The 26,181-nt window shown below is 41.8% G+C and carries 28 protein-coding genes and 1 tRNA gene; 11 read left to right on the top strand and 18 right to left on the bottom strand.

The genetic code is table 11. The annotated features are described in order from the left end of the window. Positions 1–76 precede the first annotated feature (76 nt). Together C5745_RS05610 and C5745_RS05605 are read left to right on the top strand one after the other, a co-directional pair. Positions 77–730 (top strand): ankyrin repeat domain-containing protein, encoded by a 654-nt coding sequence (locus tag C5745_RS05610; RefSeq protein ID WP_105715991.1) that lies wholly within the window; start codon positions 77–79, stop codon positions 728–730. A gap of 125 nt (positions 731–855) precedes the next feature. Continuing rightward, a complete protein-coding gene (locus tag C5745_RS05605; protein WP_133166296.1) occupies positions 856–1,236 on the top strand; it encodes a hypothetical protein in 381 nt (126 codons plus the stop codon). Here the strand turns inward: C5745_RS05605 and ribD are convergent. Next, complete coding sequence (gene ribD / locus C5745_RS05600; protein ID WP_105715989.1) at positions 1,233–2,294, bottom strand: bifunctional diaminohydroxyphosphoribosylaminopyrimidine deaminase/5-amino-6-(5-phosphoribosylamino)uracil reductase RibD; 1,062 nt, start codon at positions 2,292–2,294, stop codon at positions 1,233–1,235. The genes C5745_RS05605 and ribD overlap by 4 nt on opposite strands. A 77-nt stretch (positions 2,295–2,371) precedes the next feature. Here ribD and prmC point away from each other — a divergent pair, with 77 nt between their 5' ends. Together prmC and C5745_RS05590 are read left to right on the top strand one after the other, a co-directional pair. Next, positions 2,372–3,229 carry a peptide chain release factor N(5)-glutamine methyltransferase gene (gene prmC, locus C5745_RS05595; protein WP_105715988.1) on the top strand — a complete coding sequence of 286 codons (858 nt, stop codon included), beginning with the start codon at positions 2,372–2,374 and terminating at the stop codon, positions 3,227–3,229. 142 nt (positions 3,230–3,371) lie between these two features. After that, a tRNA-Lys gene (locus C5745_RS05590) sits at positions 3,372–3,444 on the top strand. A 196-nt stretch (positions 3,445–3,640) separates the two neighbouring features. Here C5745_RS05590 and C5745_RS05585 read toward each other — a convergent pair. Next, entirely contained in the window at positions 3,641–3,937 is a 297-nt protein-coding gene (locus tag C5745_RS05585; RefSeq protein ID WP_105715987.1) for a DUF202 domain-containing protein, read from the bottom strand. 88 nt (positions 3,938–4,025) lie between these two features. Beyond that, positions 4,026–4,571: a DUF1697 domain-containing protein gene (locus tag C5745_RS05580; protein WP_105716041.1), complete on the bottom strand. Its 546-nt coding sequence runs from the start codon at positions 4,569–4,571 to the stop codon at positions 4,026–4,028. A gap of 244 nt (positions 4,572–4,815) precedes the next feature. On the opposite strand from C5745_RS05580, the gene C5745_RS05575 reads away from it, so the two are divergent. Then, entirely contained in the window at positions 4,816–5,799 is a 984-nt protein-coding gene (locus tag C5745_RS05575) for a long-chain-fatty-acid--protein ligase (protein ID WP_207795720.1), read from the top strand. A 38-nt stretch (positions 5,800–5,837) separates the two neighbouring features. Here C5745_RS05575 and ypfJ read toward each other — a convergent pair whose 3' ends face one another. Further along, positions 5,838–6,695, bottom strand: a complete 858-nt coding sequence (gene ypfJ / locus C5745_RS05570) for a KPN_02809 family neutral zinc metallopeptidase (protein ID WP_105715986.1) — start codon at positions 6,693–6,695, stop codon at positions 5,838–5,840. Between the two features lie 261 nt (positions 6,696–6,956). Between ypfJ and C5745_RS05565 the strand changes: the two genes are divergently transcribed. Next, a complete protein-coding gene (locus C5745_RS05565) occupies positions 6,957–7,367 on the top strand; it encodes an alkylphosphonate utilization protein (protein WP_243403255.1) in 411 nt (136 codons plus the stop codon). Between the two features lie 25 nt (positions 7,368–7,392). On the opposite strand, the gene C5745_RS05560 is transcribed toward C5745_RS05565, so the two are convergent. The 4 genes from C5745_RS05560 to C5745_RS05545 form a co-directional block, all read right to left on the bottom strand. After that, positions 7,393–7,650 (bottom strand): hypothetical protein, encoded by a 258-nt coding sequence (locus C5745_RS05560; RefSeq protein WP_105715984.1) that lies wholly within the window; start codon positions 7,648–7,650, stop codon positions 7,393–7,395. A gap of 37 nt (positions 7,651–7,687) precedes the next feature. Further along, the gene (locus C5745_RS05555; protein ID WP_105715983.1) at positions 7,688–8,578 is read right to left on the bottom strand and encodes an SDR family oxidoreductase; all 891 of its coding nucleotides are present in this window, start codon (positions 8,576–8,578) and stop codon (positions 7,688–7,690) included. Positions 8,579–8,631: 53 nt separating this feature from the next. Then, on the bottom strand, positions 8,632–8,835 hold the full coding sequence (locus tag C5745_RS05550; RefSeq protein WP_105715982.1) for a hypothetical protein: 204 nt from the start codon (positions 8,833–8,835) through the stop codon (positions 8,632–8,634). A gap of 128 nt (positions 8,836–8,963) precedes the next feature. Next, positions 8,964–9,149: a hypothetical protein gene (locus C5745_RS05545; RefSeq protein ID WP_133166295.1), complete on the bottom strand. Its 186-nt coding sequence runs from the start codon at positions 9,147–9,149 to the stop codon at positions 8,964–8,966. A gap of 235 nt (positions 9,150–9,384) precedes the next feature. Between C5745_RS05545 and C5745_RS05540 the strand changes: the two genes are divergently transcribed. After that, positions 9,385–9,633 (top strand): DUF7218 family protein, encoded by a 249-nt coding sequence (locus C5745_RS05540; RefSeq protein ID WP_105715980.1) that lies wholly within the window; start codon positions 9,385–9,387, stop codon positions 9,631–9,633. Positions 9,634–9,642: 9 nt separating this feature from the next. Continuing rightward, on the top strand, positions 9,643–10,686 hold the full coding sequence (locus C5745_RS05535) for a DNA topoisomerase IB (protein WP_105715979.1): 1,044 nt from the start codon (positions 9,643–9,645) through the stop codon (positions 10,684–10,686). Between the two features lie 55 nt (positions 10,687–10,741). Here the strand turns inward: C5745_RS05535 and C5745_RS05530 are convergent, their stop codons facing one another. The 9 genes from C5745_RS05530 to C5745_RS05490 form a co-directional block, all read right to left on the bottom strand. Continuing rightward, a complete protein-coding gene (locus C5745_RS05530) occupies positions 10,742–11,227 on the bottom strand; it encodes a hypothetical protein (protein WP_105715978.1) in 486 nt (161 codons plus the stop codon). Positions 11,228–11,239: 12 nt separating this feature from the next. Beyond that, positions 11,240–12,391 carry a zinc-dependent alcohol dehydrogenase gene (locus C5745_RS05525; RefSeq protein WP_105715977.1) on the bottom strand — a complete coding sequence of 384 codons (1,152 nt, stop codon included), beginning with the start codon at positions 12,389–12,391 and terminating at the stop codon, positions 11,240–11,242. A gap of 117 nt (positions 12,392–12,508) precedes the next feature. Further along, positions 12,509–13,030, bottom strand: a complete 522-nt coding sequence (locus C5745_RS05520; RefSeq protein ID WP_105715976.1) for a ferritin-like domain-containing protein — start codon at positions 13,028–13,030, stop codon at positions 12,509–12,511. 230 nt (positions 13,031–13,260) lie between these two features. Next, positions 13,261–13,449 (bottom strand): CsbD family protein, encoded by a 189-nt coding sequence (locus tag C5745_RS05515; protein ID WP_105715975.1) that lies wholly within the window; start codon positions 13,447–13,449, stop codon positions 13,261–13,263. An 85-nt stretch (positions 13,450–13,534) separates the two neighbouring features. Continuing rightward, the gene (locus C5745_RS05510; protein WP_105715974.1) at positions 13,535–14,104 is read right to left on the bottom strand and encodes a CinA family protein; all 570 of its coding nucleotides are present in this window, start codon (positions 14,102–14,104) and stop codon (positions 13,535–13,537) included. Between the two features lie 4 nt (positions 14,105–14,108). Continuing rightward, positions 14,109–14,768: a response regulator transcription factor gene (locus tag C5745_RS05505; RefSeq protein ID WP_105715973.1), complete on the bottom strand. Its 660-nt coding sequence runs from the start codon at positions 14,766–14,768 to the stop codon at positions 14,109–14,111. Between the two features lie 237 nt (positions 14,769–15,005). Continuing rightward, on the bottom strand, positions 15,006–15,698 hold the full coding sequence (locus tag C5745_RS05500) for a DUF421 domain-containing protein (RefSeq protein ID WP_105715972.1): 693 nt from the start codon (positions 15,696–15,698) through the stop codon (positions 15,006–15,008). Positions 15,699–15,853: 155 nt separating this feature from the next. Continuing rightward, positions 15,854–19,249, bottom strand: coding sequence for a DUF1080 domain-containing protein (locus tag C5745_RS05495; protein ID WP_105715971.1), 3,396 nt, complete (start codon positions 19,247–19,249; stop codon positions 15,854–15,856). Positions 19,250–19,267: 18 nt separating this feature from the next. Beyond that, positions 19,268–20,536, bottom strand: coding sequence for a Gfo/Idh/MocA family oxidoreductase (locus C5745_RS05490; protein ID WP_105715970.1), 1,269 nt, complete (start codon positions 20,534–20,536; stop codon positions 19,268–19,270). A gap of 313 nt (positions 20,537–20,849) precedes the next feature. Here C5745_RS05490 and C5745_RS05485 point away from each other — a divergent pair, with 313 nt between their 5' ends. Beyond that, positions 20,850–22,109, top strand: a complete 1,260-nt coding sequence (locus C5745_RS05485) for an ROK family protein (RefSeq protein ID WP_105715969.1) — start codon at positions 20,850–20,852, stop codon at positions 22,107–22,109. Positions 22,110–22,171: 62 nt separating this feature from the next. Here the strand turns inward: C5745_RS05485 and C5745_RS05480 are convergent, their stop codons facing one another. Next, on the bottom strand, positions 22,172–22,930 hold the full coding sequence (locus C5745_RS05480) for a DeoR/GlpR family DNA-binding transcription regulator (protein WP_105715968.1): 759 nt from the start codon (positions 22,928–22,930) through the stop codon (positions 22,172–22,174). Between the two features lie 125 nt (positions 22,931–23,055). Here C5745_RS05480 and C5745_RS05475 point away from each other — a divergent pair, with 125 nt between their 5' ends. Together C5745_RS05475 and glpK are read left to right on the top strand one after the other, a co-directional pair. After that, positions 23,056–24,663, top strand: coding sequence for a glycerol-3-phosphate dehydrogenase/oxidase (locus tag C5745_RS05475; protein ID WP_105715967.1), 1,608 nt, complete (start codon positions 23,056–23,058; stop codon positions 24,661–24,663). A gap of 21 nt (positions 24,664–24,684) precedes the next feature. Beyond that, positions 24,685–26,181 carry a glycerol kinase GlpK gene (gene glpK / locus C5745_RS05470; RefSeq protein ID WP_105715966.1) on the top strand — a complete coding sequence of 499 codons (1,497 nt, stop codon included), beginning with the start codon at positions 24,685–24,687 and terminating at the stop codon, positions 26,179–26,181.

The raw sequence follows: 26,181 nt of genomic DNA, 5'->3' as shown, positions 1-26,181 counted from the left end.
ACACATCAAATCTTATTCACATTTCATCCATTTTTCGCAAAATTTTATTTAATTCGTAGACTTCAAAAGATATACGATGAGCTTATATAAGGTAGAAGAATACATAGAGACCGGGAACCACCATGACTTGGAGATATTATTGAGAGCACAACCGGAATTATTGAGAGAGCAAACAAGCCATGATATATCTCCCTTATTACTTGCCTGCTATTACCATAAAGATCAAGTTATCAAAACAATTCTAACCCATTTAACCGCTATTACGATTCACGAATCTTGCGCGATTGGTTTAGTCGAGCAGATAGAAACTATGCTGAGTCAGAAACCGGAAGTTATTGACGAGGTTTCTACGCACGGATTTACTCCGTTAGGCATTGCGACACATTTTGGACAAGAAAAGGTTGTTCGTACGCTCCTAGCAAAAGGCGCAGATCCTAATATATGCTCGCAAAACGGATACAATGTGCATCCTCTACATACTGCACTAACGGGGGGATACGACCAAATCAGTAAAATGTTAATCGAGGCCGGCGCTAATGTAAACGTAGTTCAACACGCTCGTATCACCCCCTTACATATTGCTGCGCAACAGGGAAACATTGATATGATCATCATTCTATTGGAGAACGGGTCTGATGTTTCTGTAAAAACGGAAATGGGCATGACAGCTTCTGATCTGGCCCTCGAAAAAGGACATAAGGAGCTTGCCGAAATCTTGCGGACAGCCTAATTTGCCTATAGAAATTCGGCCAGGGTTGCGGCTACATTGGTTAAAATGTCTAAAAAATACAGGTATTATTTTTGGGAGATTTTTCTTTTTGTTACCTTTAAGGTAGATTATAAACTCCAATGGTTATGCACACTAAAACAGAATACCTAATTTGGGATAAAATTGTCACCAGTGCTAAGAGAAGAATAGACTTAAGTAGTTACGGCGAAAAAGCAACCCAAATAAGCCCAGAAATTTTGGATAAGTTGATATTACATATCATAGCTGCTTTTGCATCAGGAGAAGAACATAGCACCATTTCTACCAATCTACACAATGAACTTCACCATATCGGAATGGATGTTAATGAGGATGTGATTGACAAGATAGTTTCGGACAAACACATCCTATTCAGTGCCGAAATATACGCTGCTTACCTCACGTTCTCGATGTTGGAAGATGGTCATACGGAGCAGGAGGTGTTAGGTTATGTTATTGACCTTCTAGATACCCCAAAAGTGCGTTAAACAATCTGCCCATTAAAATAAAACCCCAAATCGTCACTTCCGACTTTTTGCGTGGTACTCATTATCATATTTAGTAGGGGAGCAGGCTTGCCCTGATTCCAGCGACTCTGGGACACAAAGACACGTGCTTCATCCCATAGTCCTGCGTCAATGAACGATTGTATTGTCATCGCTCCGCCTTCGACAATCAAGGACTGTACATCCATCAGATAGAGCTGATACAGCATCTGCTGTGGCAGATAGAGATCGAAATGCTCCAAAGCAATTAGTTTCCTGTTTTTTTGCCAGTGCGTTTGGTGTGCATTGAATACGATCGTTTCGGCCTCCTCATTAAATATTGCTGCGTCCGCTGAAACTTTTAATTCTTTATCGATTAATATACGCTTCGGGTTTTTTCCGTTCCATAACCGGGTCGTTAGTGCCGGGTTATCAATAAGAGCCGTAGATGTACCTACCAGTATCGCATCCTCCTCACCTCTCCATTTATGTACAAGTTGTTTGCTCGCTTTATTGCTTATCCATCGCTTTGCCCCGACCTCAGGAGAGAAAAAACCATCTTCTGTCTGTGCCCATTTCAGTATAACATAGGGGCGTTGCTGTTGAATCCGCGTAAAGAACCTTCGATTGAGAAATATACAAGCATCTTCCAATACACCGGTAGTCGTATCAATACCTGCTTGTTGTAGTTTCTTTAACCCTTGACCATTGACTTTTGCGAAAGGGTCAAGACAACCGATAACCAGCCGTTTGAATTGCAGCTCGACCAGCATATCGGCGCAGGGTGGTGTTTTCCCGAAATGCGAACAGGGTTCCAAACTGACATACATCGTGGATACGCGAAAGAGAGCCTTTGCTTCGGCTTCACCCAACTTTCTATAGGCATCCTTCACCGCGTTCACTTCAGCATGAGGTCCGCCATATGGAGATGTGTAACCTTCACCAATAATAAGATCATCGTGCAAAATGACAGCACCCACCATTGGATTTGGGCTAGCCGTACCTGCACCTAGCATCGCCAAATCCAGGCAACGTTGCATATATCTCTCTTCTTGTACCATATTGCAAACTTAGTATTTACCAAAGAATATCGAAAGTATAATCAGCTTTTGTAAGTTTGTGGTCTGAAGTTAATGAGATGAAGACTTTAAAGGATATAGCAAACACTTATGAAGAAGCTTTATTACCACTGTACCCTGTAATGGAAGTTAAACAGCTGTTTTTGATGTCATACTCTTTTATTACGAAAAAAAGCAGTGCTTATTACATGTCAAATAGTACAAACGAAGTTACGGGAACAGTGTTACACCGATTTATGAGTATACTGGAGGAGCTGCAAACAGGACGTCCCATACAACACGTCCTTGGGGTAGCAGATTTCTATGGACTGAGCCTTTCAGTAAACGAACATACGTTAATTCCCCGTCCCGAAACCGAAGAACTGGTCGAGTGGATTGTCAAGGAGCATCAAAATAGTGAACAGTTGTCTATACTCGATGTCGGAACAGGATCTGGCTGCATCGCACTAGCCCTAAAGAAGCAGCTACCCCCAGCGCGGATTGATGCGATCGATCTGCATGGTGAGGCTGTAACCGTTGCCCGTACAAATGCCTCAAATCTAAATCTTTCAGTTAACTTCGTCCAAGCCGATATTTTGGAATGGGACAGTTTTATGCTAAGAAACCAGCAATATGATATTATTGTTAGTAATCCTCCATATATCACGCCAGCCGAGCAAAAAAACATGCACAACAACGTTTTGCTTTACGAGCCGCACAGCGCACTCTTTGTAGAAGAGCAGACGCCTCTTCTCTTCTACGATGTTATTGCTGAGATTGGAAAAAAACATCTGTCTCCCGGAGGTAATCTCTATTTTGAAATTAACCAGTATCTTAGCCATGAGACATGTGAGCTTTTATTAAAAAAAGGCTATAAAGACGTAGCATTACGTCAAGATATAAACCGAGTAGATAGAATGATAAAAGCGGGCTTTTAAACTAGTGTATTTTTTTTACTGAAAAACAGTCCGTTAAACCTTCTCATCCAAAATAAACAGGCAGGCATTTGGTAGGAGTAAACATTTTTTATACCTTTGCAACACTTCAAACGGTGAAAGCGATTCTTCGAAAATGAAGTATGATTCTGTAGCTCAGCTGGTAGAGCAATACACTTTTAATGTATGGGTCCTGGGTTCGAATCCCAGCGGGATCACAAAGCCACTCCAAAAGAGTGGCTTTTGTCATTTAAGCTGGAATGAGAACAGAAGGGTTAGAGGGGTTCGACTTTTCCGTTCCGGGATAGGGTGACGGACAAATCCCAGCGGGATTATAAAAGCTCAATCGAAAGATTGGGCTTTTGTAATTTAAAAAGGATCAGAATAGAAGTGTCGAAACTCGTCGTTTATCTTTTATTTTTTGTCGGTCATATATTCCAACTTATAATCTCCGATGTGCCTTTCGCTCTTGGCTATATTCCGCTTTTGTATCAGAAAATTAATAGCGCCAATCACCAGCAAAATCACGGAGATCGTGATAAACACAATTTCAATAAGATATCCCTGTGTTATAGTCGTTAAATTATTGATGCTGATCCCTGCGACCAAAAAATACATAGCCGTCCGTATAAACGCCAGCAAAGTGGATTGATTTGCTAAAACCGTACGCGCAAGCGCAAGTTTCTCCCTAAGTATCAAGTCTTTATTCATAATATCAATAATGATTTTATTGCCCTTCAATAGACAATGATATTATACTAATGTACGTAATATGTTATTCTCCGTCGAGACTAGAAATTTACATTCTCTTTAGCACCTTTTCAAAAGTATTGATGTTACGCGAGGTAAAGAAACTTTTTAGATTCTTTCTCCCTAGTATCTTTCCGAATTCGGAATCGAGCGTATTTCCTCTCGGCACTTTCCAGTAGAAACGACAACCGACAAGCTGCGCTTTTTCTCCTACAACCTTTTTTGATTTATAAAATTCCGACATCAACGTTTTCGCCACACCATCCACGCCAACAAATCCGTATATATGATATTGTGAGTCATTCTCAAAAGGAATTTCATAACAAATAGTCTCTATCTCCTGTCGGCTTTTCACAAATAGATAAGCTTCGTAAGAGAAATGTTCTGACATCACTTTTTCCAGTACCTTTTTTAATTCCTGCGCTTTTTTTTCTGAGGAAAACAAGATGTTTCCAGAGGCTAACACCGACGAAACATCTCTCATACCTGCCCTTTCGAAGACAGAACAGACTTCCGCCATTTTCATGTTCGTTCCCTTCACATTTACGCCGCGTAGAAATGCACAGAATTTATTGTCAGTATTAGAAACGCTCATTGCCGGTATCTCTTTTCTATTTTGATGTCTATTCAAGCGAAATCCAAAATAACTTACGCTTTGCTAAGGTTTATCGCTAATGCAAAATTACAAAGATATGCGAACTACCTGACCAAGAAAGTATATATTTTCCAAAAAAGTGTCCTTATATCTCACGGAATGGGCAATCGATAAATCTATAAAACTTCAACAAGATTGAGATTGGTTTGTGATTTCATCCTTCACATCACTATCTTTGTTGATAATGATGAACGTGCAAGAACATATTTTCTCAATTGATAGTGAGGAGACATTTAATGAGGTTTGCCTAGAAGTATACCATTATCAAAAAGCTAACTGTTCCGTTTACGGTAAATATATAGACCTACTAGGTAAAGAGAAAACATGTATTAGTCACTACACACAGATTCCTTTTTTACCAATTGATTTTTTTAAAACTCAACGGATACTTGCTGAGGGACATCAAACAGAGATCATTTTCACTAGTTCGGGCACGACTGGTATGGTTACGAGCAAGCACCATGTAGCAAAAGTAGCGTGGTACCAAAGGAGTTTTCGTTCCTGCTTTCAACGATTTTATGGCGAGGTAGAAAATATGGCTGTGCTCGCGCTCCTTCCATCCTATCTCGAACGATCGGGTTCATCATTAATCTTTATGGTCGATGATTTAATAGCGCGAAGCCAGCACCCGCTATCCGGCTACTTTTTGTATAATCATGAAGATTTATTCAACACCCTCGATGAACTGAAACAGTGCCGTACAAAAACTCTCTTGATTGGCGTGACATATGCACTCTTGGATTTCTGCGAACAATACAAAGTTGATTTTCCTGATCTTAAAATTATGGAAACGGGCGGTATGAAAGGTAGACGAAAGGAAATGATCCGAGAAGAGCTGCATCAAATATTAACTTACGGCTTTGGCGTACAAAATATACATTCCGAATACGGCATGACAGAACTGCTGTCGCAAGGCTATTCATTTGGAGAAGGAATTTTTCAGACACCGCCTTGGATGAAAGTATTGCTACGCGACACCGATGACCCATTAAGCCTTATCGAAGAAGGAAAAACAGGCGCCATTAACGTTATTGATTTAGCCAATTATCATTCTTGCTCTTTTATTGCCACACAGGATCTAGGCAAGCAACATGTGGATGGACGATTCGAAATTCTAGGTCGTTTCGACAATAGTGATATTCGGGGGTGCAATTTATTGGTCCAATAATCTCGTTAGTGAGAAAAGCGGCGCAGTCTTCGAGAGCATTATTCAAGATTCGTGCTCTCAAATGTATTACCCGCATTGATGTCTCCGGTATCGTAACCTTTTTTAAACCATTGAACGCGTTGTTCCGAGGTGCCGTGGGTAAACGACTCGGGATTTACATCTCTATGTGCTCGTTCCTGTAAGTGATCATCTCCTACCGCTGCCGCCGCTCGCATACCGTCAACAATATCGTCGTAAGTCAATTCGATACTGGAGTAATGTTTAACGTGATGTGCCCAAACACCCGCGTAAAAATCCGCCTGTAGTTCGGTCATCACGGATATCTTATTATATTCCCGCTCACTCATCTTTGCACGCATAGCATTGGTTTGCTGCAACACCCCTAGTACATTTTGTATATGATGTCCTACTTCATGGGCAATGACATAAGCTAAAGCAAATTCCCCTTTTGCTCCGTATTTGCTTGACAATTCGTCATTAAAGCTTAAATCAAGGTAAATCTTTTGGTCTCCTGGACAATAAAACGGTCCAAAAGCCGAATGTCCCACTCCACATCCAGCAGTTTCTACTGCACCGTTATATACCGTTAGCGTTGTGACCGGATAGTCCCATCCATTAGCTGCAAAAATATTTTTCCAAACATCTTCCGTACTTCCTAAAACAATATCTGCAAAATCCATCAACCGGCTTTCCTCCTCCGTCGATTGGTATTCACTTTGTTGTATCGGGGCGGCTTGCTGTATCTGATTCAATAATTGTTGGGGGTCTCCCCCTATCAAAAAACCAATAATCAACACGACAATACCTCCTATTCCGCCAAGAGTCAACTTTCGCCTACCGCTCATGCCCCTTTTATCTTCGATATTACCGCTTTTACGGCCGCCTTGCCATTTCATAATTTTATCCGTTTATATTTCAATATTACGAAATATTTACGAGGAAATGTATATCCACACTTTTTCGTATCTTCGCCGTTCAGTCCGGTTATTATGTCTTTAGAACATCAATTGATAGAAAGAAGCGACAATAGGTGTGAATTGTGTAACAACACAGCAACGTTATCTATATATACAGTTCCTCCCGATGTACAGCAAACTGCAGACAATGCCGTTTACGTATGTAACATTTGTTTAGATCAGATCGAAAAAAGGGAACAAATGAATTCTGAACACTGGAAAGTACTTTCCCAAACGATGTGGTCAGCGTATCCCGCGGTGCAGGTCGCAGCGTGGCGAATGCTGAGCCGGCTTCGGCATGAGGGCTGGGCGGCCGAAAATCTTGACATTCTATATCTCGATGATGAAAGTCTAGAATGGGCGAGAAAAACAGGTGATCATGAACAAGAAGGAACTATACAATTTCATATAGATAGCAACGGCACTCGTCTCCACGAGGGAGACACCGTTGTACTTGTTAAAACGTTGGATGTAAAGGGATCATCTCTCTCAGCGAAGTTGGGTACAGTAGTCAAAAACATCCGTTTAGTACCAGACAATCCAGAACAGATCGAAGGTAAAATAGAGGGACAGACGATTGTTATCTTAACCAGATACCTTCGTAAAGGATAAATAGCGACGCGGAAATCAAAATTAATTAGTCAGCCAGCGTGTCCATCTTATTTACGTCCAATGGCAAACCCGATGTGTCCGCTGCCGCGCCCGCCGAGTCTTGCATTTCGTGCAACATCTCATCAGGTTCATTGAGGTTATAACGGGATCGGTCCATTTCGCTCACCGGTCCAGGGAAAACTGTATCGGTATCTATATCAGACGAATTTCTGTCTCCGCTCGAACACGAAAAAGACAAGCTTACTACTATTAAAGCTACGATGTATTTTATGGCATTGCTCATGTCTTACTTTTTAGTTAAAAATATTTATCCCGTTTTATTAAATCGTTGCTCGCCCCCCAGTTGCGGGAATAGTGGCGCCCGAGACATAGGAGGCCGCGTCCGACGCTAAGAATATATATACGGGCGCTATTTCTGCAGGTTGTCCGGGCCTACCCATAGGCGTATCTTCTCCAAAATTTTCATGATCGGGGATCGTACTAGGAATAAGCGGCGTCCACACCGGTCCAGGAGCAACGGCATTTACCCGTATCCCTGATCCGTCCTGTAAAAACAGCTGCGCTAAGCTCGACGTAAAATTTTGAATAGCCCCTTTGGTAGCGGCATAAGGCAACAGACTGGGATTGGGGTTATAGGCATTAACGGACGTTGTGTTAATAATAGACGAGCCTGGTGGCATGTGCTTCTTTGCATATTTCACGAAGTAGAACATGGCACTCATATTGACCTGAAAGGTCTTATTCCACTCCTCTTCAGAAATATCTTCTACGCTTTCATAAGTCATCTGATAAGCCGCATTATTGATTAAAATATCAATCTTACCAAACTTCGCTACTGTTTCATCGACGATCTGTTTACACAGTATTTCGTTCCTTATGTTTCCTTTAAAAAGTAGCGCTGTACGTCCTGACCGCTCTACCCAATCACGTGTATCGAATGCGTCTTCATCCTCAATATCATCTTTATAAGAGATAACTACATCTGCACCCTCACGCGCCATGGCTATTGCAACAGCCTTGCCGATACCCGAATCTCCCCCTGTTATCACCGCGACCTTTCCCAATAGGGTATCACATCCGATGTAGCTTTCTTCGCCGTGGTCGGGTCTCGGTTGCATGGCCGACGTAACCCCTGGAGGCTGTTGGCTTTGTGTCGGAAACGGAGGCCTGGGGTAGATATCTTTTGGATTACCTTTCTTGTACGTATTCATGTTGTAATATTTTAGATAGTAATGAATGTTAATACTTACTGACACCAACGTTTTTAATCCAAGGGGGGAGTTGGCATCATCCGTTCTACAGTATCCAAACTGTCTCTTTCTAACGAATCAATAGGTACGATGCCGTCCCCTACCGGCATATCTTGCTCTATTGGAGTATCTTGTATATGTTCCCTCTGATTTCCACCGCAAGCATATAGGAAACCTGCAGCCGCAAATAGTTGTGTAAAAAAAATAAGCTTTTTCATGATATTTTTTGTTTTTAATAGGATTTTTTAACCGAACGACTTATGCGCACTCCGTTTCAGCTGACGTCTTTCAAAGTCTACTTCGAGATACCGTGATTGCTTTCTGGCATTTCCGATTGGTAGAAGCCTTAGTAGAAAAACACAAAGTAAACAATGGCGAGAATAATAACGGCAATAACGATTGTCCACTGGATGGTTCTAGCCGCTGGCTTATCATCTGGCTCGTCCTTCGCTACCTCTGGCACTTCTTTGCGTGGAACACCGTGCATTGATTCATCCATTTCCATTTCATTTTGTTCTCTGTTATCTTCCATAACTTTATTTTTTTGTTTAATCCTCTCCACTAATCTCCCGCTGTTGGATAAAAACAAACGATTTGACATTTAGGTTTGGAAAACGCATGATAACAAGTATTAATACGTAAAAAAAGAAAATTTGACAGCTTTCAGCGAGTATTTTAACCACGCTAAACCGTATTAAACCCTAAAACTTATTAAGCTTCGTAAGGGTTTATTCTAAAAGTTTTCAAAGACACCAAAGATCATAATCATGGCAAAAAATGACCGAAAGTCTATTAAAGACGACAAAAAATATGATGCATTGAGGGACCAAGGAATGAGTAAAGAAAAAGCTGCTCGTATATCTAATACGCCGGACGCCAGTAAGAAAGGGGGAAGAGCAAATCCATTGGATGACCGAACAAAAGCGGAGCTGCTGAAGGAAGCCAAAAAAATTGGCATTACAGGTCGGCATAAGATGAACAAGTCAACGCTCATTAATGCAATCCGAAACCATTGATAGGGTAAGATGGACATAAAAAAGGAAGCTTTATTCGACCTAGAAGAGCATGGTCTTCGTTATTCTTCTCCGCAAGAAAAAGGGTATAGCCGAAAAGCTACAGGTGATTCTTTTATATATCTCGATAAACAAGGTCTTCCTATCACAAATGAGCAGGCTTTATCTCGCATTCATTCACTGGTCCTACCCCCCGCCTGGCGAGAAGTGTGGATTTGTGCGTCTCCAAATGGTCATTTGCAGGCGACAGGATTCGACCTCAACAATCGCAAGCAATATAAATATCATCCAAAATGGACGTCCTTACGAAGTGAGAAAAAATTTGCTGATCTTCTCACGTTCGGAACTAAACTTCCGCTTTTAAGAAAGAGAGTATCCCAAGATTTACGAAAAAAGACACTATCTCGTGATAAAGTTTGTGCGCTGGCCATAGCGATTATTGATAAGACTTCTTTCCGGGCCGGGAATAGATATTATGAAAAAAATTATGGGTCCTATGGACTGACCACTTTACGAAACAAACATATTAAACAGATGTCCAGCAATAAAATATTCTTTAAATTCGTCGGCAAGAAGGGCGTAGTGCAACAATGCTACCTACGTGAAAAAGCGTTAGTTCGGGCATTAGCTAAAGTTAAAGAGCTCCCTGGACAGGTACTTTTCCAGTATTACGACGAAGAGGGAAATGTAAGGCCGCTTGACTCCGGCACCATCAATGCTTATCTGAAAGAAGCGATGCTGTCAGAAGTTAGCTGTAAAACATTTCGAACATGGAATGGCTGTCTATTAGCGTTGTCCTATATGGCTACATTATCTCTCCCCAACAACACTGCAGAGCGGAAAAAAAATATCGTAAATATCGTTGATTACGTTGCGCATGAATTAGGTAATACGCGGACCGTTACACGGAATTATTACATACATCCTGAAATACTTTCTGCCTACGAAAGTACAATGTTAGATAGATGGATAAGGACTGTCCAAAGCAAACAAAAGCTCAACGACAAAATGATACAAAATAAATTAATGAAATTATTACGAAGACAGAACGGCTAATAACCCGCCCCACGCTTGTCCTTCTATGTTTTTTGTCGATCTCTTAAATTCATCGCTATGGTTGACGGTATTTGACTAATTTAAAAATCACCATGCCTGCCAATGCACCGATTAAGACATTTCGTACTAAACTCTTTCTCTCGTGTTGCCAACGCGCTTTCCATTCCCTTTTGGCAAGTACAGTCGGGAGTCTGCCTTTTGTTATATCCCCGACAACCCCTTCTAGTTCATTAATCCGATCAGCGATTAAAAGCGGTAACCAGTGCCGATAACGAGACTCGCTATACTTAAACGCATATCTTCGAAGTCTACCACTTATGAATTGCGGAGGAAAGGTCTCTCCGACGACTGCGGGCAAACCAGGCCGCTCGTTAGAGTATAACACCTCCACTTCAACTTTTTGTTTTTCAGGCCTTTCCCAAGAAACCTCTCCTTTTTCGACACCTTCGTCTTTTATTGGATATGTAGGTTCGTTAAGGGGATTTGCGTCGATTCCCCAACCTATAATATGTTGATATCTTTCTTTTAGCTCTTCTTCCATAGTCTATATCATTTAGTGAACCGGATGCGGGATTAAAACAGGTTTAATGCACTCATCTAATTTAGCAGAGAAGATATGATAAGCTTCCGCTACATCCTCTAACGCGAACCGATGCGTTATAATATCTTTTGGTCGGAGTACACGGTTTTGAACATGCTCGATCAACTTCGGCAAGAGACGTTTAACGGACGTTTGGCCGGCGCGTATTGTGACACCCTTATTGACCACATTGCCAATAGGAACAAGATTGTCTGTTGGTCCATAGACCCCTACGATAGATACAATCCCTCCCTTTTTTACTGCATTAATTGCCCAATGGAGTGCCGTCGCAGATCCGGCCTGTAGCTTCAATTTTTTTCCGGTAATAGTCTGCATCATGTTTCCACACGCGTCAGACCCGACGGCGTCAATACAGACATCTGCTCCCAAGAAATCGGTAATGCGCTTTAAGAATAATACAGGATCGTCCATAGATTTGAAATTGTAGGCTTCGCAGGATGCATATTTTCTAGCGAACTCCAAACGATATTCTAGATGATCAATGACAATAACCCGCCCAGCGCCAAAAAGCCAGGCACAACGGGCAGCGGTTATACCAATAGGACCGGCACCAAATACGACAACGGTATCTCCTATCTTAATACCTCCCATTTCCGCTGCTTGATACCCCGTTGGTAAAACGTCCGTCAACATGAGGGCGTCCTCTTCATCTATTCCCTCCGGAATCACGGTGGGCCCGATATTTGCGTAGGGCACTCGAACGTACTCAGCCTGTCCACCATCGAAGCCTCCGGCGATGTGGGAATAGCCGAATACGCCCCCTATGGCTGTCGACATCGCGTTGGATTCGTGACAACAGGAATAAAGACCCTGTTTACAGAAAACACATTGCCCGCACGCGATGTTAAAGGGGACCAATACGCGATCGCCTATTTTGAGGTTGCGGACAGAATGCCCTACTTCCTGTACCACGCCTATAAACTCATGACCGAAAGTAGTCCCGACCCTTGTATCGGGAACCATCCCGTGATAAAGATGCAGGTCGGATCCGCAGATACACGCTCTCGTTACCTGTAGGATAGCATCTTGGGGATGTTGTATTTCAGGCACAGGTTTATCCTCCGCTCTTACACGAAAAGGCCCTCGATAATTCATTGCTAGCATTGCATATATTTTAAATTTCTAGATAATTGTGAACTCCGTCTACGGCATTGCTATCTTCGATTTCATACAGGATAAAAAGAAAGCCAGTTGATGATTACTGGCTTTTCTTTTATGCGCTTAAGCAGTCTCTCCCATATTTGCCTCTTCCATAGCTATTTGGGTCAATAATTCATCTGTCTCTTTTTCCTCCGACAATGTCTGCCCTAATAATTCTTTTATTTCTGTGTGACCCATCAATTTTGCATACGTGACGATACATCCGTAACTCGCAATTTCGTAATGTTCTACTTTTTGCGCCGCAGCAATCAATGCGGCATCTAACACCTCTGGACTATCTTCAAATTCTTCGGTAATCTCTTCTGCTTCATTTAAAAGGCCTTCCATTGCTTTACATTTTTTGCCTCGACCGTTAAGTCCTAAATTAGAAAAAGCAGATTTTAAACGTTCAATATGGTTTTCCGTCTGTTCGTAATGTTCTTCAAATGCTTTCTTAAGCGTCGGATTCTTCGCAGCGTTTGCTAATTTCTTCAGTCCTTTTAGCAGTTGACGTTCCGCTCCCATAATGTCTTTCATCTCATCTACTAGAAGTTCGTGTAAATGCGCATTTGGCATATTGCCATTTCCCTTTGTATTTGCCATAATTTATTTCTGTTTGTTTGCAATAGAACGTTCAAGGGCAGTATTGGTTCGTAATTTTTCTCTTTTAGGTAGTAATACGCTGTAAACTCGGGTAGAAAGGCGCAACGGTCCGTATAATACGTATTCTTTATCCGTCACGGATCAGATAACAAAAAAGGGGCGGTCTTTTCAAAGATCGCCCCTTTTCATCCAACATACCTTGTTAGCTCAACTATAAACAGGTTTGCGTGCTAATCGATGCTATTTAACCAATCCTCTACTTCTTCTTTCGTCTTCCCTGTTTTCTTTTGCAACCTCCCTAACAATTCGTCTTCCTTACCTTCTGCATATAACAAGTCGTCATCCGTTAAATCTGCATATTCCTGTTTAACTTTTCCTTTAACTTCGTTCCAACGACCTTTCCACGTTAAATTATTCATTGTTTCCTCCTTTTAATGTAATGTACACTTATATAACCTGAATATTTCATTTTTGTTCTGCACCTTCTCATTTTTCTTATTGGCCCTAATCGATCGCTGATGTATTATTATTTAAGTGCTTTTCCGCCTTCATTATCACGACGGGCAACCAAACAACTAAGTCTCGAAATATACTGTTACAAGTTTGTATAAGTATACTACCCGGGTCTCCAGAAAATTGTTTTTTGTAAATTCGTTTTTCATTCTTGTACTGAAAGGCATAATACACAGTGCCTACTTCCCTTTTTTGTTTCGGGTTATTCGTTTGATAAGCCAGCCCTGTCACGCTAATAAAAATATCCGCCCGAGGAATTGAGCTCGCTGACAATCCATCCAACATACGCAAGGTTACTACCGCGGACTCGGCGCAATATTTTTCTATTTTATGTCTTGGGACAGAAAGCAACTTGGTTTTACATTGGTTATCATAGCAGACCAACGATCCCAAAAAATAGTCGCCGCTGTGAAATTCCAACGACCATAGAGTACCTAAATATCCAGCGGTCATACTTTCAGCGCACAATAGTTTTAATCCATGAGCTTGAATAAATTTACCGCACGCGTTTAACGTTTTTTCGTCTATTTGCATAACGGTTGCCGTCAATATGTTTTCCATTCATTTATTTTAATAACCCGTTTTGAATAGCAAATTTGATTAAAGCCGGTGTATTTTTTGATTTTGTTTTATCAATTAAGCTTTGTCTATGCCCTTCCACTGTTCGTTTGCTCAAAAATAATTTCTTCGATATTTCTAAATTGGTCAACCCTTCACCCAGCAATTCCAATACCTCGAGCTCCCGCGAAGAAAGTGACAATTCCGCCGGATCTATCTTACAAGACTGTGCCTCTTCCTTGTTAATTAGTTTATCCACTAGTTTCATAGCGAGTTCTTCACACAAATACCGCCCACCTTTAGCTACATGGTTGATACAGAAAAGCATTTCATCTGCCGCAACATTTTTCACCAGATAGGCCCTCGCGCCAAATCGGAAACTTTGGGCCACGTACTGTTCTTCATCCAACATTGTTAATACAATCACGTGTATCCCGATATTTTTTTGATAAAGTTCTTTAATCAACTGCAGTCCGTCCACATTATCCATGGTTAGGTCAGTAATTAAAATATCCGCTTCTAGACCAGTAGCCATCAAATCCAAAATTTCTTTACCACTGCCAACATCGCCTACGACTTCGAAGTTATCTTGAGCGTCCAAAAGTAGCTTGATACCGTTTCTGACGACTAGGTGATCTTCTGCCAATAATATTTTCGTCTTTTCCATTTTAGCTTCTAACCTTTACTTCCTGTTGTTTCTCAGTAGCATAAATATTTACGAATGTTAAAAGCTCCAAAGAATAATGAGCTCGCTGCATCCGAATTATAGTAATCCCTGCAAGTTTCATTGATACTGTTTGTTCAACAACCAAACCCCTTGAATAGTTTATTTATTTACCAATTTACTTAAAAAAAATCTACTTTATATCAGGCCGGCCTTATGTTACCGTTGATCAGCATCTATCTAAACCGTCCGTTTGGTATTTAATGCTACAACCCATTTATCATGTTGACATCGAGGACATGTAGGGTCATGAAGGACGCTGTTGTGTTGCTGTATACACCCACAATGCATACAAGCTAACGGGCCGTTACAGCGAGATAAATCGACTTCTTGATAAGCTTCGGGAAATAATGGCAGACCAAACTTTACTTCATGATCGGGATAAAACAGCACACTGATTGTGCCGTCTGTTTCCAATATGGCGGTTCTAATCTGCCCAAGGTGTTCGATGGACTGATTACGCAATTCTGCAAAGAATTCTACGGTAGAGAAGTCGTTATCCTTCTCGTTTCTTACACTAAATACCCCATTTTCGACCACAGCCATTTCTTTACCCTCCAAAATTCGATGGACAGAAAGTGATTTAGAGGCTAGCCATGTCAGTGTCTTGTATATCGCCATAACAACAGCAAAAACTACTAATGCGTGAAAAATAGGTATATCTTCTTGAAACATCGGGTCGCCTGCAGCGGACCCTAAACCCAATATAATGGCGACCTCAAATAAGGTAAGCTGACGTACCCCTCTTTTTCCTGACAGGCGGAGCACCAATAAAATCATTAAAAACATGATCGCGGTACGAACGACAATTTCCCCAATAAAATGCCATTCAATACTCTCTATTAGTAAGTTTTTAATATCAACATCAAACATATTTCAACTATTATATCAATAAAGTAATGTAAATATAAAACGTTTGTCAGTACTAAAAGATTTGCATTCGATTGACAATAATTAGTAAAAACGTCTTAAAAACGAAAAGGAGGTACTTAAAAAGCAACTCCTTTTCATTTTTAAGAGAATATTTGCTAAAGTCTCTTTACACGTATATTTCTAAAGAAAACTTCAGAACCATGTCCCAAAAAGCCGATATGACCCGATTTCTTATTTAGTCCGGGATGTTTCTTGCCATCCAAGGTCCCATTTTTTGAAGCTTCCGCAAGATCACCATCTAGAATAACCACGCCGTTAAGCGTTACTTTGATCTTGTCGCCTTGAACGCGGATCTCTTGTTCATTCCACTCGCCGATTGGTTTCATACCCTCACGTTTAGCGGGAATAATACCATAGGCGGATCCGTGATACTGATATTCTTTCAGATTTTTGTAAATCTCTGCATCATTATCTAAAATCTGTATCTCCGTACCTGCATAGGCTGCATCCCCTTCTAAGGGGGTACGGATACCTACACCATTATTGGCACCAGGCGTCAGTTTAAACTCAAAACGATATACAAAATCATCGTATTCATTTCTTGTATAAAGGTTCTTACCAAACTTAGCATCCGGATTTGCTCTGATATGTCCTTCCGGTGTTACTTCGTAAGCTGGCGTTTCCGTCCACTTATCGAGGTTATTACCATCGAATAACATCTCAAAGCCCTCTTTCTTTTCTTCCTCACTCAACGTATATATTTCTTTGCGCGCTAGCTCTTTTACGTATATATCCCGGTACCACACCTGCGAACCATGAGCTTGGAGTTCGATCTGTTCAACAGGGAAGATAGATTGATTGCGATCCCAATAGTTTTCGAGTGTTACGTTATCTACAACCAATTCACCGTTTAACCATACCCATACTTTCTCACCTACCATCCGGATTTTAAACGTGTTCCATTCGCCCAAAGCATTATCGGCAACCTTCAAGGGTGTGGATGGATGTTTTTTATTGTTGTATAGACCGCCGGATCCGACTTGCGCACCTACATTCGTGCGTGAGATATCCCATATCTGCACCTGCGGAGTACCGCGAAGATAAACACCTGCATCCGGCTCTTTCCCGTTAGGATCCAGTTTCCAATCCACCAGCATCTCAAAGTCTCCATATTGTTTTATGGTAGCAATATTATCTCCTTCTCCGGAGAAAACGAGTTCACCTTTAACCGCTCTCCAACTATCACGCATCCTTTTATCTGCCGCAACTTGCTTTTGCTCCAATTCTTTTGAAGACATCGCGGCACGCTTAATAGGATTCTCAACAAGTCCCTTCCAACCCGTAAGATCCGTGCCATTAAATATAGATAAGTAGCCTTCTCCTGCCGGCATCTCGGTGAGGTGGCGAATGATCGCTTCCCTTAAATAAGAGCTCTCGCTCCCCGTCAGATTCTCCATCGCTTTATTCAGGATATTACGGACGTCTGTTCCAATAAAATTATAACTGTCTGTCGCGATATTGATCGCCGTATTTGTGGCAGCACCCGTCAAGTCCTTATCATCCATATGCCTTGCGGCAAACATAAGCGCCTGATAAGTACCTGTTGCTTGCAAGCTACTCAATACGCTACGTTTTTGCGCGGTGCTTTCTGCAAGTTCAAATGCATCCTTTAATAGTAGCGTTTTTTGTTCATTTGTATGTTCACTCGCATTAATGTGCTTAATTAAACCGTTGAAAATAGCTCCAAAATGTTCGCTGACGCGTTCAGAGCGGGACAGCCCGATCAACACGGGCAATACTTCTGGGTCAGACCAATTAGCAAGCGCTAGGACGGCTGAATTTTTGAGTTCGTTATTTTTTAGAAAGCCTGTGACAGTTTTCAAAGATTCCTCGCCACCCACGCCAGCAAATACAGGGAAAAGTTTAGCGGAGGTCGGCGACGGGCTTTGCAATGTTTCCACTGCCAACTGACGTATTTTTGCATCCTTGTCAACATGTGTATTTAAAGCAATGACCAAAGCCTCTTGTACATAACGGGCATCGCTTTCTGACATATTAGCCAATACATCAACCAGAGTATCTACATCTTCAAGATTTACCACATTTGGTAGGGCTTTCAATGCAGCTACTTTAATATTATTATCACTAGCTGTCAATAACGGTAAAACCACTTTGGACGAATTGCCATTTCTGCGGGTAGCTAACACTTTAAGCAGTGCTAATTGCGTTTTTGTATCTGTCTCTGTAACCGCGTTGTTTATTTTCTCAACAACATCTGCATCTTTGGAAGACAGGAGCAGCGCTTCAATCGCTTTGGTCGTTGCTTCGTCAGCGCTTGACAACTCTGAAATCAGATAATCCGTGCTACCATCACTAGATAGTTTAGAGAGCGTATTCAAGCCGGCAATTTTTGCCCTTGTATACTTTAAGTTACCCAACGATTTTTTAATATCTGGCACGAGAGCTTCCGTACCTTCCGTGGCGAGATAGTTGAGGATACTTTCCTGCACCTCTGGCGAAGATTTCCGCAATGTACCGATCAGTTTTTTGGTATCCGCATCGGTTCCATTTTCCGCCAAAAGATCCAATGCCGCCGCACGATACAACGGATCGTTGCTCAACGCTGCTTTCATCAATTGTTTACGTGTTTTTGTTGGGTTAGCTTTCGTCAATAATATTAATGCCCCCACCTGTAGTGTTGGAGCTTTTGCCTTTGCGGCTTCTTTAGCAATAATATTGGCGATCGAAATAGCTTGTTTTTGCTGTCCTTCATCCAACAGATTGTTAACATAATCCAATGTCAGCCCACCAATATTGCTTTTATCAAATTGATAATTGACTTCCTTTAGCTTTGTCAAAAACAGGGGAGCCGACTTAGTACCAGCAATTTTACTTAATGCAGTATAAGCGTTCCGTTGGTAGTTCTCCGATGTGTATTGTGCCAATGTAGCAATAATAGCTTCTTCGTCACTTTTTGAGCGAAGATCACCCAAGGCACCTACGATTGCTGTCGTTGTTTTTTCAGAAGCCGATGATGCTAACGCGTTAGACAGTGCCTGAGCCGCTTCCAGTGTACGGATGCCATTTAATGCCATCGCCGCTTTATCGACTAGGTATTCATCTTTCAAGTACGGAACAAGCACGTCAATTGCTTCATTTTTAGAAGCTTGTCGCATCAATTGTAATACAAAGCCCTTGTTGTCCTTGTCTTGCAATCTATCCAACGCTAATATAAGACCTTTAGAAAAGACTTCGCGTCGCGTTTCCATACCGGGCTGCATAATATAAAAGGAATAGGAATTAGCCGCATACTCCGTTGCCGCATTATTTTCTCCTTGAGGTTTCAATCCCGTGAGTAGATTTGCTATGTCTTCTGCCGTGAAGTTTTGGAGTTCCTTCATGGCAGCTGTAAATTTATTTATTTCTTCAGCCGGTTGTTGCGCCAACACATCTGCAATTTTTGTTGCTGAGGTTCTGTTTGCTGGTTGTTGGGCGTACGCCGCAATTTGTATAAGCAACAGGGCTGATAATGTATTAAATACTTTCTTCATTTGTTCTCAAGAGGTTAATTAGATAATCCAAGGACCACGCATAGGTTGATCAATTAATCTGTTTGCTGCTTCATCGTCCACAAACATTTGTTTTTCGGAATCAAATTTCAGCGTTCGGTTCAAACGCAAGGCGGCTAAGCCCAAATTAACCAGTGTGGCCGAATAATAACCGTTTTGTTCATTCAACGCAAATTTCTGTCGGGTGCGACAGGCTTCCACAAAATCCGTCATCTGCGGAGCAGGATCGGGATATTGCGCCAGTTTCCGCTCCATATCGGGAATATCGGAAACGAATCCTTTATACAATTTCCCTTTTGGCCCTTCGATATAAGCCAATCCTTCTTCGGTACCTGCGCCATCCAATACAATCTGACATCCATCAGCGTAGGTATAGGTAATTTTTCTCCAGGTTCCAACAGCGTCCGAATGCTGTTGTGGCGCATCTACTTCTATATTTACAGGGCTTTCTTGATCCTTACCCAGAAAATATTGGACGGGATCCAGATAATGTTGCCCCATATCACCTAGTCCACCACCGTCGTAATCCCAATATCCACGGAATGTGGTATGTACACGGTGCGTGCTATAGGGTTTATATGCTGCTGGCCCCAACCACATTTCGTAATCCAATTCTTTGGGAGCTTGTTCTACAGGTAGATTCTCCCTTCCTACCCAATAAAACTTCCAATCAAATCCCGTGTGCTTACTGATCGTTACCTTTAACGGCCAACCCAACATACCAGTATCGACCAATTTTTTGATTTTTTTGACGGGCACATTCATACCATAAAAGTTGGCGTCGAAGCGAAACCAGGTGTTTAACCTAAAGATATTCCCATGTTGGGCTACTGCCTCTTTTACTTTTTTCCCTTCCCCAATAGTCCGCGTCATAGGCTTTTCACACCAGATATCTTTACCAGAGCGAGCAGCTTCTACGGCCATGATCCCATGCCAATGTGGCGGTGTCGCGATATGTACAATATCTACTTCTGAGTTTTGGATCAATTCGCGAAAGTCGTGATGCTCTTTTACTCCTCCTCCAAGAGCTTTTTGTGCTATGGCTAAGTGTCTAGTGTCTACGTCACAAATGGCTACCGTTTTTGTACCCGCATATTTGAAATGCCCCCTTCCCATGGATCCTACACCGATTACTCCTTTCGTTAAATGGTCACTAGGCGCGAGAAAACCGTTACCGCCGAGCACGTGTCTGGGCACAATGGTAAAAGCTGCCGCACCAATCAACGTCTTCTTCAGAAAATTACGTCTTGATGTTTTGTTTTCACTCATGCTTGTTTATTGATTAAATTAGGTTTTAAATATTCTTTATGATTTGAGATACCGCTATATTATGAATTCTCCAATTTCACGACACTGATATAACGACCCCTCGCCATAGATATGTCTTTCTGACCAAGCTAAAAATTAACTTCACGCTTATCCTCTTGCTCTATTTCTTAAAAGCCAAATTATACTATTTTCTTCACTAAAACAAAAACATCAATTATTTTTTTTAAAAAAATCACCTAATTAGTATAAAATTTAAAAATAAAAATTATCTTTATTAAAAATTTCAAAGAACTCAGCTTTTAATGTATATCAAATGTCACCAACCGACCCTTTACTTGGCACTATCGATCAGGACATTGTTGACATGGGGAATGTCGACCGGAAAAAATATGCTCAAAAAATCAATTTAATAAAACAGTTATACGAAAATGGTCCGTCCTCTATACTAGAACTATTTACAAAACTTGGTATAAGCCATCCTACGTGCCAAGGTCTGGTGGCGGAACTTACTGATCTTGACCTAATAGAAAAAAAAGGAAAGGGTATGTCTGTCGGCGGAAGAAAACCCGATCTCTATGGATTGAAGGATGGCTGTTACTATGTTGTAAGCATAGATATGGAGCGGTTCCACGTACGAGCAGCCATTTTTGACAACAATAACAATAACATTGGTGGCATTAGACAACTACCGCTTTCCATTTCCAAAGATATATCCGCCCTAAATACGATTCGAGATTTTATTGACGCGCTGATCCGGGATTTGAACGTTGATACCAGCAAAATACTTGGAATCGGAATGAGTATGCCCGGTCTGATCAGTAGTGAGGAATATATCAATTACACCTACCTTTCCGAAGGGGATTTTAACTTGAAAGAGAATCTCGAACAGATGTTTCCCTATCCGGTATTTATAGAGAACGACGTTAAATCGGCTACCATTGCCGAATCTCGTCACGGATTAGCCAAAGACCGAAAAGACGCACTGGTCGTATTACTGGACTGGGGGATTGGCTTAGGCATTATCATGGATGGAAAAGTCAGAAAAGGAGCCAAGGGGTTTTCCGGTGAGATCGGCCACATGCCTTTTGTGGACGACGGCGCCTTGTGCTACTGCGGCAAACGAGGCTGTCTGGAGACCGTAGCTTCTGGAATCGCCCTTGCCAGAATGGTAAAAGAAGGAATCAGGTCGGGACAGCACTCGCTACTAAACCGCTTATCGGGGCAAGAAATCAACGAAATAGAGCCGCATATCGTTATAGAAGCCGCTAATCAGGGCGACCAATTCGCAATAAGCATGTTGTCCAGACTAGGAAACAGCTTGGGCAAAGGTATTGCCACCCTTATACAGCTATTCAATCCGGAAGTAATCATACTCGGCGGGAAAATTGCAGAGGCCAAGCAGTACATTACTATCCCAATTATCCAATCGATCAACACGTATAGCATGGCGAAGATTCGAGAAGACACGAAAGTCACGCTCTCGGAACTAAGGCGCGATGCAAGTTTACTGGGAAACATCAGCATTGTCATCGACGGGATACTGGAAGCACAGATGAAGAAAGCGAGTAGCTAAGCTTCTCCTCCAGCCGACCAGAAAATAACCAAAAGGTTAGCAGTTTAGTTGAACCTTCGAATTTAACATGTTTTATATTCAATCCCCAGGTTGTCACATAATTGCTGGTATTTAACAGGTATACTGTCGCTTATAATCATATCTACTTTTGACAAGGAAGAAATCTTGCCCAAGCTCTTTCTATCAAACTTAGAAGCGTCCGCCAAAATAATCACCTTGTGCGCCGATTCCATCATTCTGCGATTCAACAGCGCTTCTTGCGCGCTTGTCGTGGTAATACCAAATTCTGCATCAATACCGTCTACGCCAAGAAATAACTTAGAGCAGAAAAAATCACTTAATAAATCTTCTGCATAACGCCCAGTAATAGAGGAAGACGTCTTCCTTATAGGTCCTCCTAACTGAATGATATCAATACTTTCGTGCTTAATGAGTTCCATCGTCACATTGATGGCCGACGTAATCACTGTTAGACGTTCTTGAGGTACAATTTCCTTGGCAAAATATTGCATCGTCGTGCCAGAGGCAATAATTATGGAATCGTTCGGTTCGACCAATTTCGCAGCCGTTATCCCAATACATTTTTTAGCATCCGAATGTAATAGTGCTTTTTCGTTTATAGAACGATCCTTCTGGTACGGGTTTACATTGGTTGCCCCACCGTGCGTCCGGAAGACTATCCCTTCGTCTTCCAAAAACTGTAGGTCTTTACGGATAGTAACGGAGGAGACTTTCAACTCTTCACATAAATCAACGACAGAAACATGGCCATTTTTCTCAATCTGCTTGATGATAAACTGATGACGTTCTACATTATTCATAGCCCAATATACACATTTCAACCGAATAGTAAATTAAAACACCATAAAAACTTCAAAAAGTTTCGTTTGTTTACGTTTTTTACTATTTTTACCTCACAACAAAAATCCTAACGAAACGAATCAAAATGATTTTTAAAAGAACCGAAGCGATACATACAATAAAAAGCACTACCACATGGGACGTTGCCATCATCGGTGGCGGAGCCACTGGATTAGGCATTGCTGTCGACGCCGCCGCCAGAGGTTACAAAACCCTCTTGATTGAAAAATATGACTTTGCTAAAGGCACTTCAAGCAAGAGCACTAAATTGGTTCACGGCGGTGTACGTTATTTAGCTAACGGCGACATCAAACTCGTTTATTCGGCATTGAAGGAACGTGGTCTGATTTTCCAAAACGCACCGCACGTTTCGTTTGTACAACGCTTTGTCATTCCATCCTATAGCGTATTCAGCAAATTAAAATTTCTAATTGGTCTTAAGCTATACGATTGGATGGCAGGCAGTCTACGTATCGGCAAATCTTCATTGTTAAACAAAAAGGAGGTCATAGAAAAAATCCCTAAAGTAAAGACCAAAGGTTTGCTCGGCGGCATACAGTATTTTGACGGACAGTTTGATGATGCTCGCCTAGCCATAAATCTTGCACAAACCGCATCCGAATACGGTGCCGTCACACTTAATTACGCAGAAGCAACAGCCATCCGCAAAGACACGAACGGGAAAGTAGATGGACTTTATTTTGTAGAAAGAGAAAGCGGAACAATACATGAGGTGCAAGCTCGGGTAGTAATCAATGCCACAGGAATTTTTGTGGACGATATCCTTAAGTTAGACACGCCAACACATAAAAATCTTGTACGTCCTAGCCAAGGTGCACATATTGTAATTGATCAAAAATTCTTAGGCAATGAGGACGCCCTCATGATACCAGAAACAAGTGATGGACGTGTTCTTTTCGGTGTACCCTGGCATGGAAAAGTCCTATTAGGAACAACAGATACGCCGTTGAACGAACACCAGATTGAACCCCGACCACTAGATGAAGAAATCGAATTCATACTTTCAACCGCGGACAAATATTTGGAAAACGCCCCTACTCGCACAGATATACGTAGCGTATTTGCTGGTCTAAGACCATTGGCAGCGCCCACAAATAGCGGCAGCAACAGCACAAAAGAAATTTCCAGAGACCATAAGCTCATCAAAACTGAGTCAGGTCTTATCACGATTACCGGCGGCAAATGGACAACTTACCGAAAAATGGCGGAGGAAACGATAGATTTGGCGATTAAAACAGGGAATCTTCCCGAAAGCCGATGCAAAACTCATGAACTGCCGCTACATGGATATACAGAAGACAAATATCCCGGACATTGGCAGGTGTACGGCTCAGACATGATAGCTATCCAAAAATTGATGGAAAATAACCCTGCCCTTTCGGAAAAAATCCATAAAGACTACGATTTTAGGATTGCCGAAGTTATTTGGGCTTGTAAAAACGAAATGATCGTAAAGGTAGAAGACTTTCTTGCCAGACGTATCCGATTATTGCTATTAGATGCAAAAGCATCTTTGGAAGCGGCTCCGTTAATAGCTAAAATCATGGCAGAACAATTTGATAAAGACGACGAATGGATAAATAGAGAGCTAGCGGATTATGAACTTTTAGTAAAAAATTATACATTGTCTCCAAAAGAAGTAAGCAACCACAATGATCCCGCACGGGGATAAAGTCTTAAACGTATTATACGAATGAAGAAAGAATTTATTTTAGCGCTAGACCAGGGCACAACAAGTTCCAGAGCGATCCTCTTTAATAAGAAGGGGGAAATCGAAAATATTGCTCAAAAAGAGTTTACGCAGATATTTCCCCAGTCAGGCTGGGTTGAACATGATGCGCAGGAAATATGGTCGTCACAGCTCAGCGTACTGACGGAAGTTATTGCAAAAGCCAATATAAAACTGGACGCCATCAAAGCCATCGGCATTACGAATCAGCGTGAAACCACCGTTGTTTGGAACCGGAAAACAGGCGAACCTATACATAATGCTATTGTTTGGCAAGATAGACGTACTGCTGCCTATTGTCAGTCGATGACGGAAAAAGGCTTGGCTAAAACGATACAAGAAAAAACCGGTCTCTTAATCGATTCTTATTTCTCAGCCTCCAAAATCAATTGGATACTTACACATGTTAAGGGAGCGCGTAAATTAGCCGAAAAAGGCGAGCTGGCTTTTGGTACAATAGACTCTTGGCTTGTTTATAACCTAACCGACGGCGCTAAGCATATTACAGATGTCACCAATGCTTCACGTACCCTTCTCTTCAACATCCATACGTTATCTTGGGACGAGGAGCTTCTAGGCATCTTTGATATTCCCGCATCCATGCTGCCCGCTGTGCGCGATAGCTCTGAAGTATATGGGGAAACAAGTACAACATTAGGCGCCAGACCGATTCCTATAGCCGGTATCGCCGGCGATCAACAAGCTGCTTTGTTTGGCCAGTTATGTACACAAAAGGGCATGGTAAAGAACACCTATGGCACCGGCTGTTTTTTGTTGATGAACATCGGCAAAAAGCCGGTTATCTCTACCCACAAATTGGTAACGACTGTCGCATGGAAAATTGGCAAAGAAGTCAACTATGCGCTTGAAGGAAGTATTTTTATCGGTGGCGCTGTTGTCCAATGGTTACGGGATGAATTGGGCATTATAAAAAAGGCGAGTGAGATCGAACAACTTGCCATGAGCGTAGACAACACAGACGGCGTATATTTGGTTCCAGCGTTTTCCGGCCTAGGTGCACCACACTGGAATCCAGACGCCAGAGGCACACTCCTTGGATTATCGCGCGGTTCCAATGATGCACATATTGCACGAGCCGCGTTAGAGAGTATTGCGTATCAAACCTACGATATTCTAAAAGCAATGGAATTGGATTCCGGATCAAAAATCCGCGAACTTCGGGTAGACGGCGGAGCTACCCAAAATAGCTTCCTCATGCAGTTTCAAGCAGACATTTTAAAAACTAGTGTTGTTCGACCGGCCATTACAGAAACCACAGCTATGGGTGCCGCATTTTTGGCAGGGCTAGCCGTCGGATTCTGGAAAGATATTGATCAGCTGCAAACTTTATGGCAAGAGGAAAGAACATTTGTTGCCGATACAAAAAAGAAATACCAACCATTACTTCATGAATGGAAAAGAGCTACAGATACTGTGAAATTTTGGGCAGACTATAAATAA

The sequence above is a fragment of the Sphingobacterium haloxyli genome (assembly GCF_002980525.1).
In the GTDB taxonomy this organism is placed as follows: domain Bacteria; phylum Bacteroidota; class Bacteroidia; order Sphingobacteriales; family Sphingobacteriaceae; genus Sphingobacterium; species Sphingobacterium haloxyli.
Note: the sequence above shows the minus strand (reverse complement) of the source record. Positions and strands in the feature narration are given on the sequence as shown.

Coding starts and splice junctions, on each gene's coding strand:
- C5745_RS05610 (WP_105715991.1), top strand. CDS start 77: ATGAGCTTATATAAGGTAGAAGAATACATAGAGACCGGGAACCACCAT.
- C5745_RS05605 (WP_133166296.1), top strand. CDS start 856: ATGCACACTAAAACAGAATACCTAATTTGGGATAAAATTGTCACCAGT.
- ribD (WP_105715989.1), bottom strand. CDS start 2,294: ATGGTACAAGAAGAGAGATATATGCAACGTTGCCTGGATTTGGCGATG.
- prmC (WP_105715988.1), top strand. CDS start 2,372: ATGAAGACTTTAAAGGATATAGCAAACACTTATGAAGAAGCTTTATTA.
- C5745_RS05585 (WP_105715987.1), bottom strand. CDS start 3,937: ATGAATAAAGACTTGATACTTAGGGAGAAACTTGCGCTTGCGCGTACG.
- C5745_RS05580 (WP_105716041.1), bottom strand. CDS start 4,571: ATGAGCGTTTCTAATACTGACAATAAATTCTGTGCATTTCTACGCGGC.
- C5745_RS05575 (WP_207795720.1), top strand. CDS start 4,816: ATGATGAACGTGCAAGAACATATTTTCTCAATTGATAGTGAGGAGACA.
- ypfJ (WP_105715986.1), bottom strand. CDS start 6,695: ATGAAATGGCAAGGCGGCCGTAAAAGCGGTAATATCGAAGATAAAAGG.
- C5745_RS05565 (WP_243403255.1), top strand. CDS start 6,957: ATGAATTCTGAACACTGGAAAGTACTTTCCCAAACGATGTGGTCAGCG.
- C5745_RS05560 (WP_105715984.1), bottom strand. CDS start 7,650: ATGAGCAATGCCATAAAATACATCGTAGCTTTAATAGTAGTAAGCTTG.
- C5745_RS05555 (WP_105715983.1), bottom strand. CDS start 8,578: ATGAATACGTACAAGAAAGGTAATCCAAAAGATATCTACCCCAGGCCT.
- C5745_RS05550 (WP_105715982.1), bottom strand. CDS start 8,835: ATGAAAAAGCTTATTTTTTTTACACAACTATTTGCGGCTGCAGGTTTC.
- C5745_RS05545 (WP_133166295.1), bottom strand. CDS start 9,149: ATGGAAGATAACAGAGAACAAAATGAAATGGAAATGGATGAATCAATG.
- C5745_RS05540 (WP_105715980.1), top strand. CDS start 9,385: ATGGCAAAAAATGACCGAAAGTCTATTAAAGACGACAAAAAATATGAT.
- C5745_RS05535 (WP_105715979.1), top strand. CDS start 9,643: ATGGACATAAAAAAGGAAGCTTTATTCGACCTAGAAGAGCATGGTCTT.
- C5745_RS05530 (WP_105715978.1), bottom strand. CDS start 11,227: ATGGAAGAAGAGCTAAAAGAAAGATATCAACATATTATAGGTTGGGGA.
- C5745_RS05525 (WP_105715977.1), bottom strand. CDS start 12,391: ATGCTAGCAATGAATTATCGAGGGCCTTTTCGTGTAAGAGCGGAGGAT.
- C5745_RS05520 (WP_105715976.1), bottom strand. CDS start 13,030: ATGGCAAATACAAAGGGAAATGGCAATATGCCAAATGCGCATTTACAC.
- C5745_RS05515 (WP_105715975.1), bottom strand. CDS start 13,449: ATGAATAATTTAACGTGGAAAGGTCGTTGGAACGAAGTTAAAGGAAAA.
- C5745_RS05510 (WP_105715974.1), bottom strand. CDS start 14,104: ATGGAAAACATATTGACGGCAACCGTTATGCAAATAGACGAAAAAACG.
- C5745_RS05505 (WP_105715973.1), bottom strand. CDS start 14,768: ATGGAAAAGACGAAAATATTATTGGCAGAAGATCACCTAGTCGTCAGA.
- C5745_RS05500 (WP_105715972.1), bottom strand. CDS start 15,698: ATGTTTGATGTTGATATTAAAAACTTACTAATAGAGAGTATTGAATGG.
- C5745_RS05495 (WP_105715971.1), bottom strand. CDS start 19,249: ATGAAGAAAGTATTTAATACATTATCAGCCCTGTTGCTTATACAAATT.
- C5745_RS05490 (WP_105715970.1), bottom strand. CDS start 20,536: ATGAGTGAAAACAAAACATCAAGACGTAATTTTCTGAAGAAGACGTTG.
- C5745_RS05485 (WP_105715969.1), top strand. CDS start 20,850: ATGTCACCAACCGACCCTTTACTTGGCACTATCGATCAGGACATTGTT.
- C5745_RS05480 (WP_105715968.1), bottom strand. CDS start 22,930: ATGAATAATGTAGAACGTCATCAGTTTATCATCAAGCAGATTGAGAAA.
- C5745_RS05475 (WP_105715967.1), top strand. CDS start 23,056: ATGATTTTTAAAAGAACCGAAGCGATACATACAATAAAAAGCACTACC.
- glpK (WP_105715966.1), top strand. CDS start 24,685: ATGAAGAAAGAATTTATTTTAGCGCTAGACCAGGGCACAACAAGTTCC.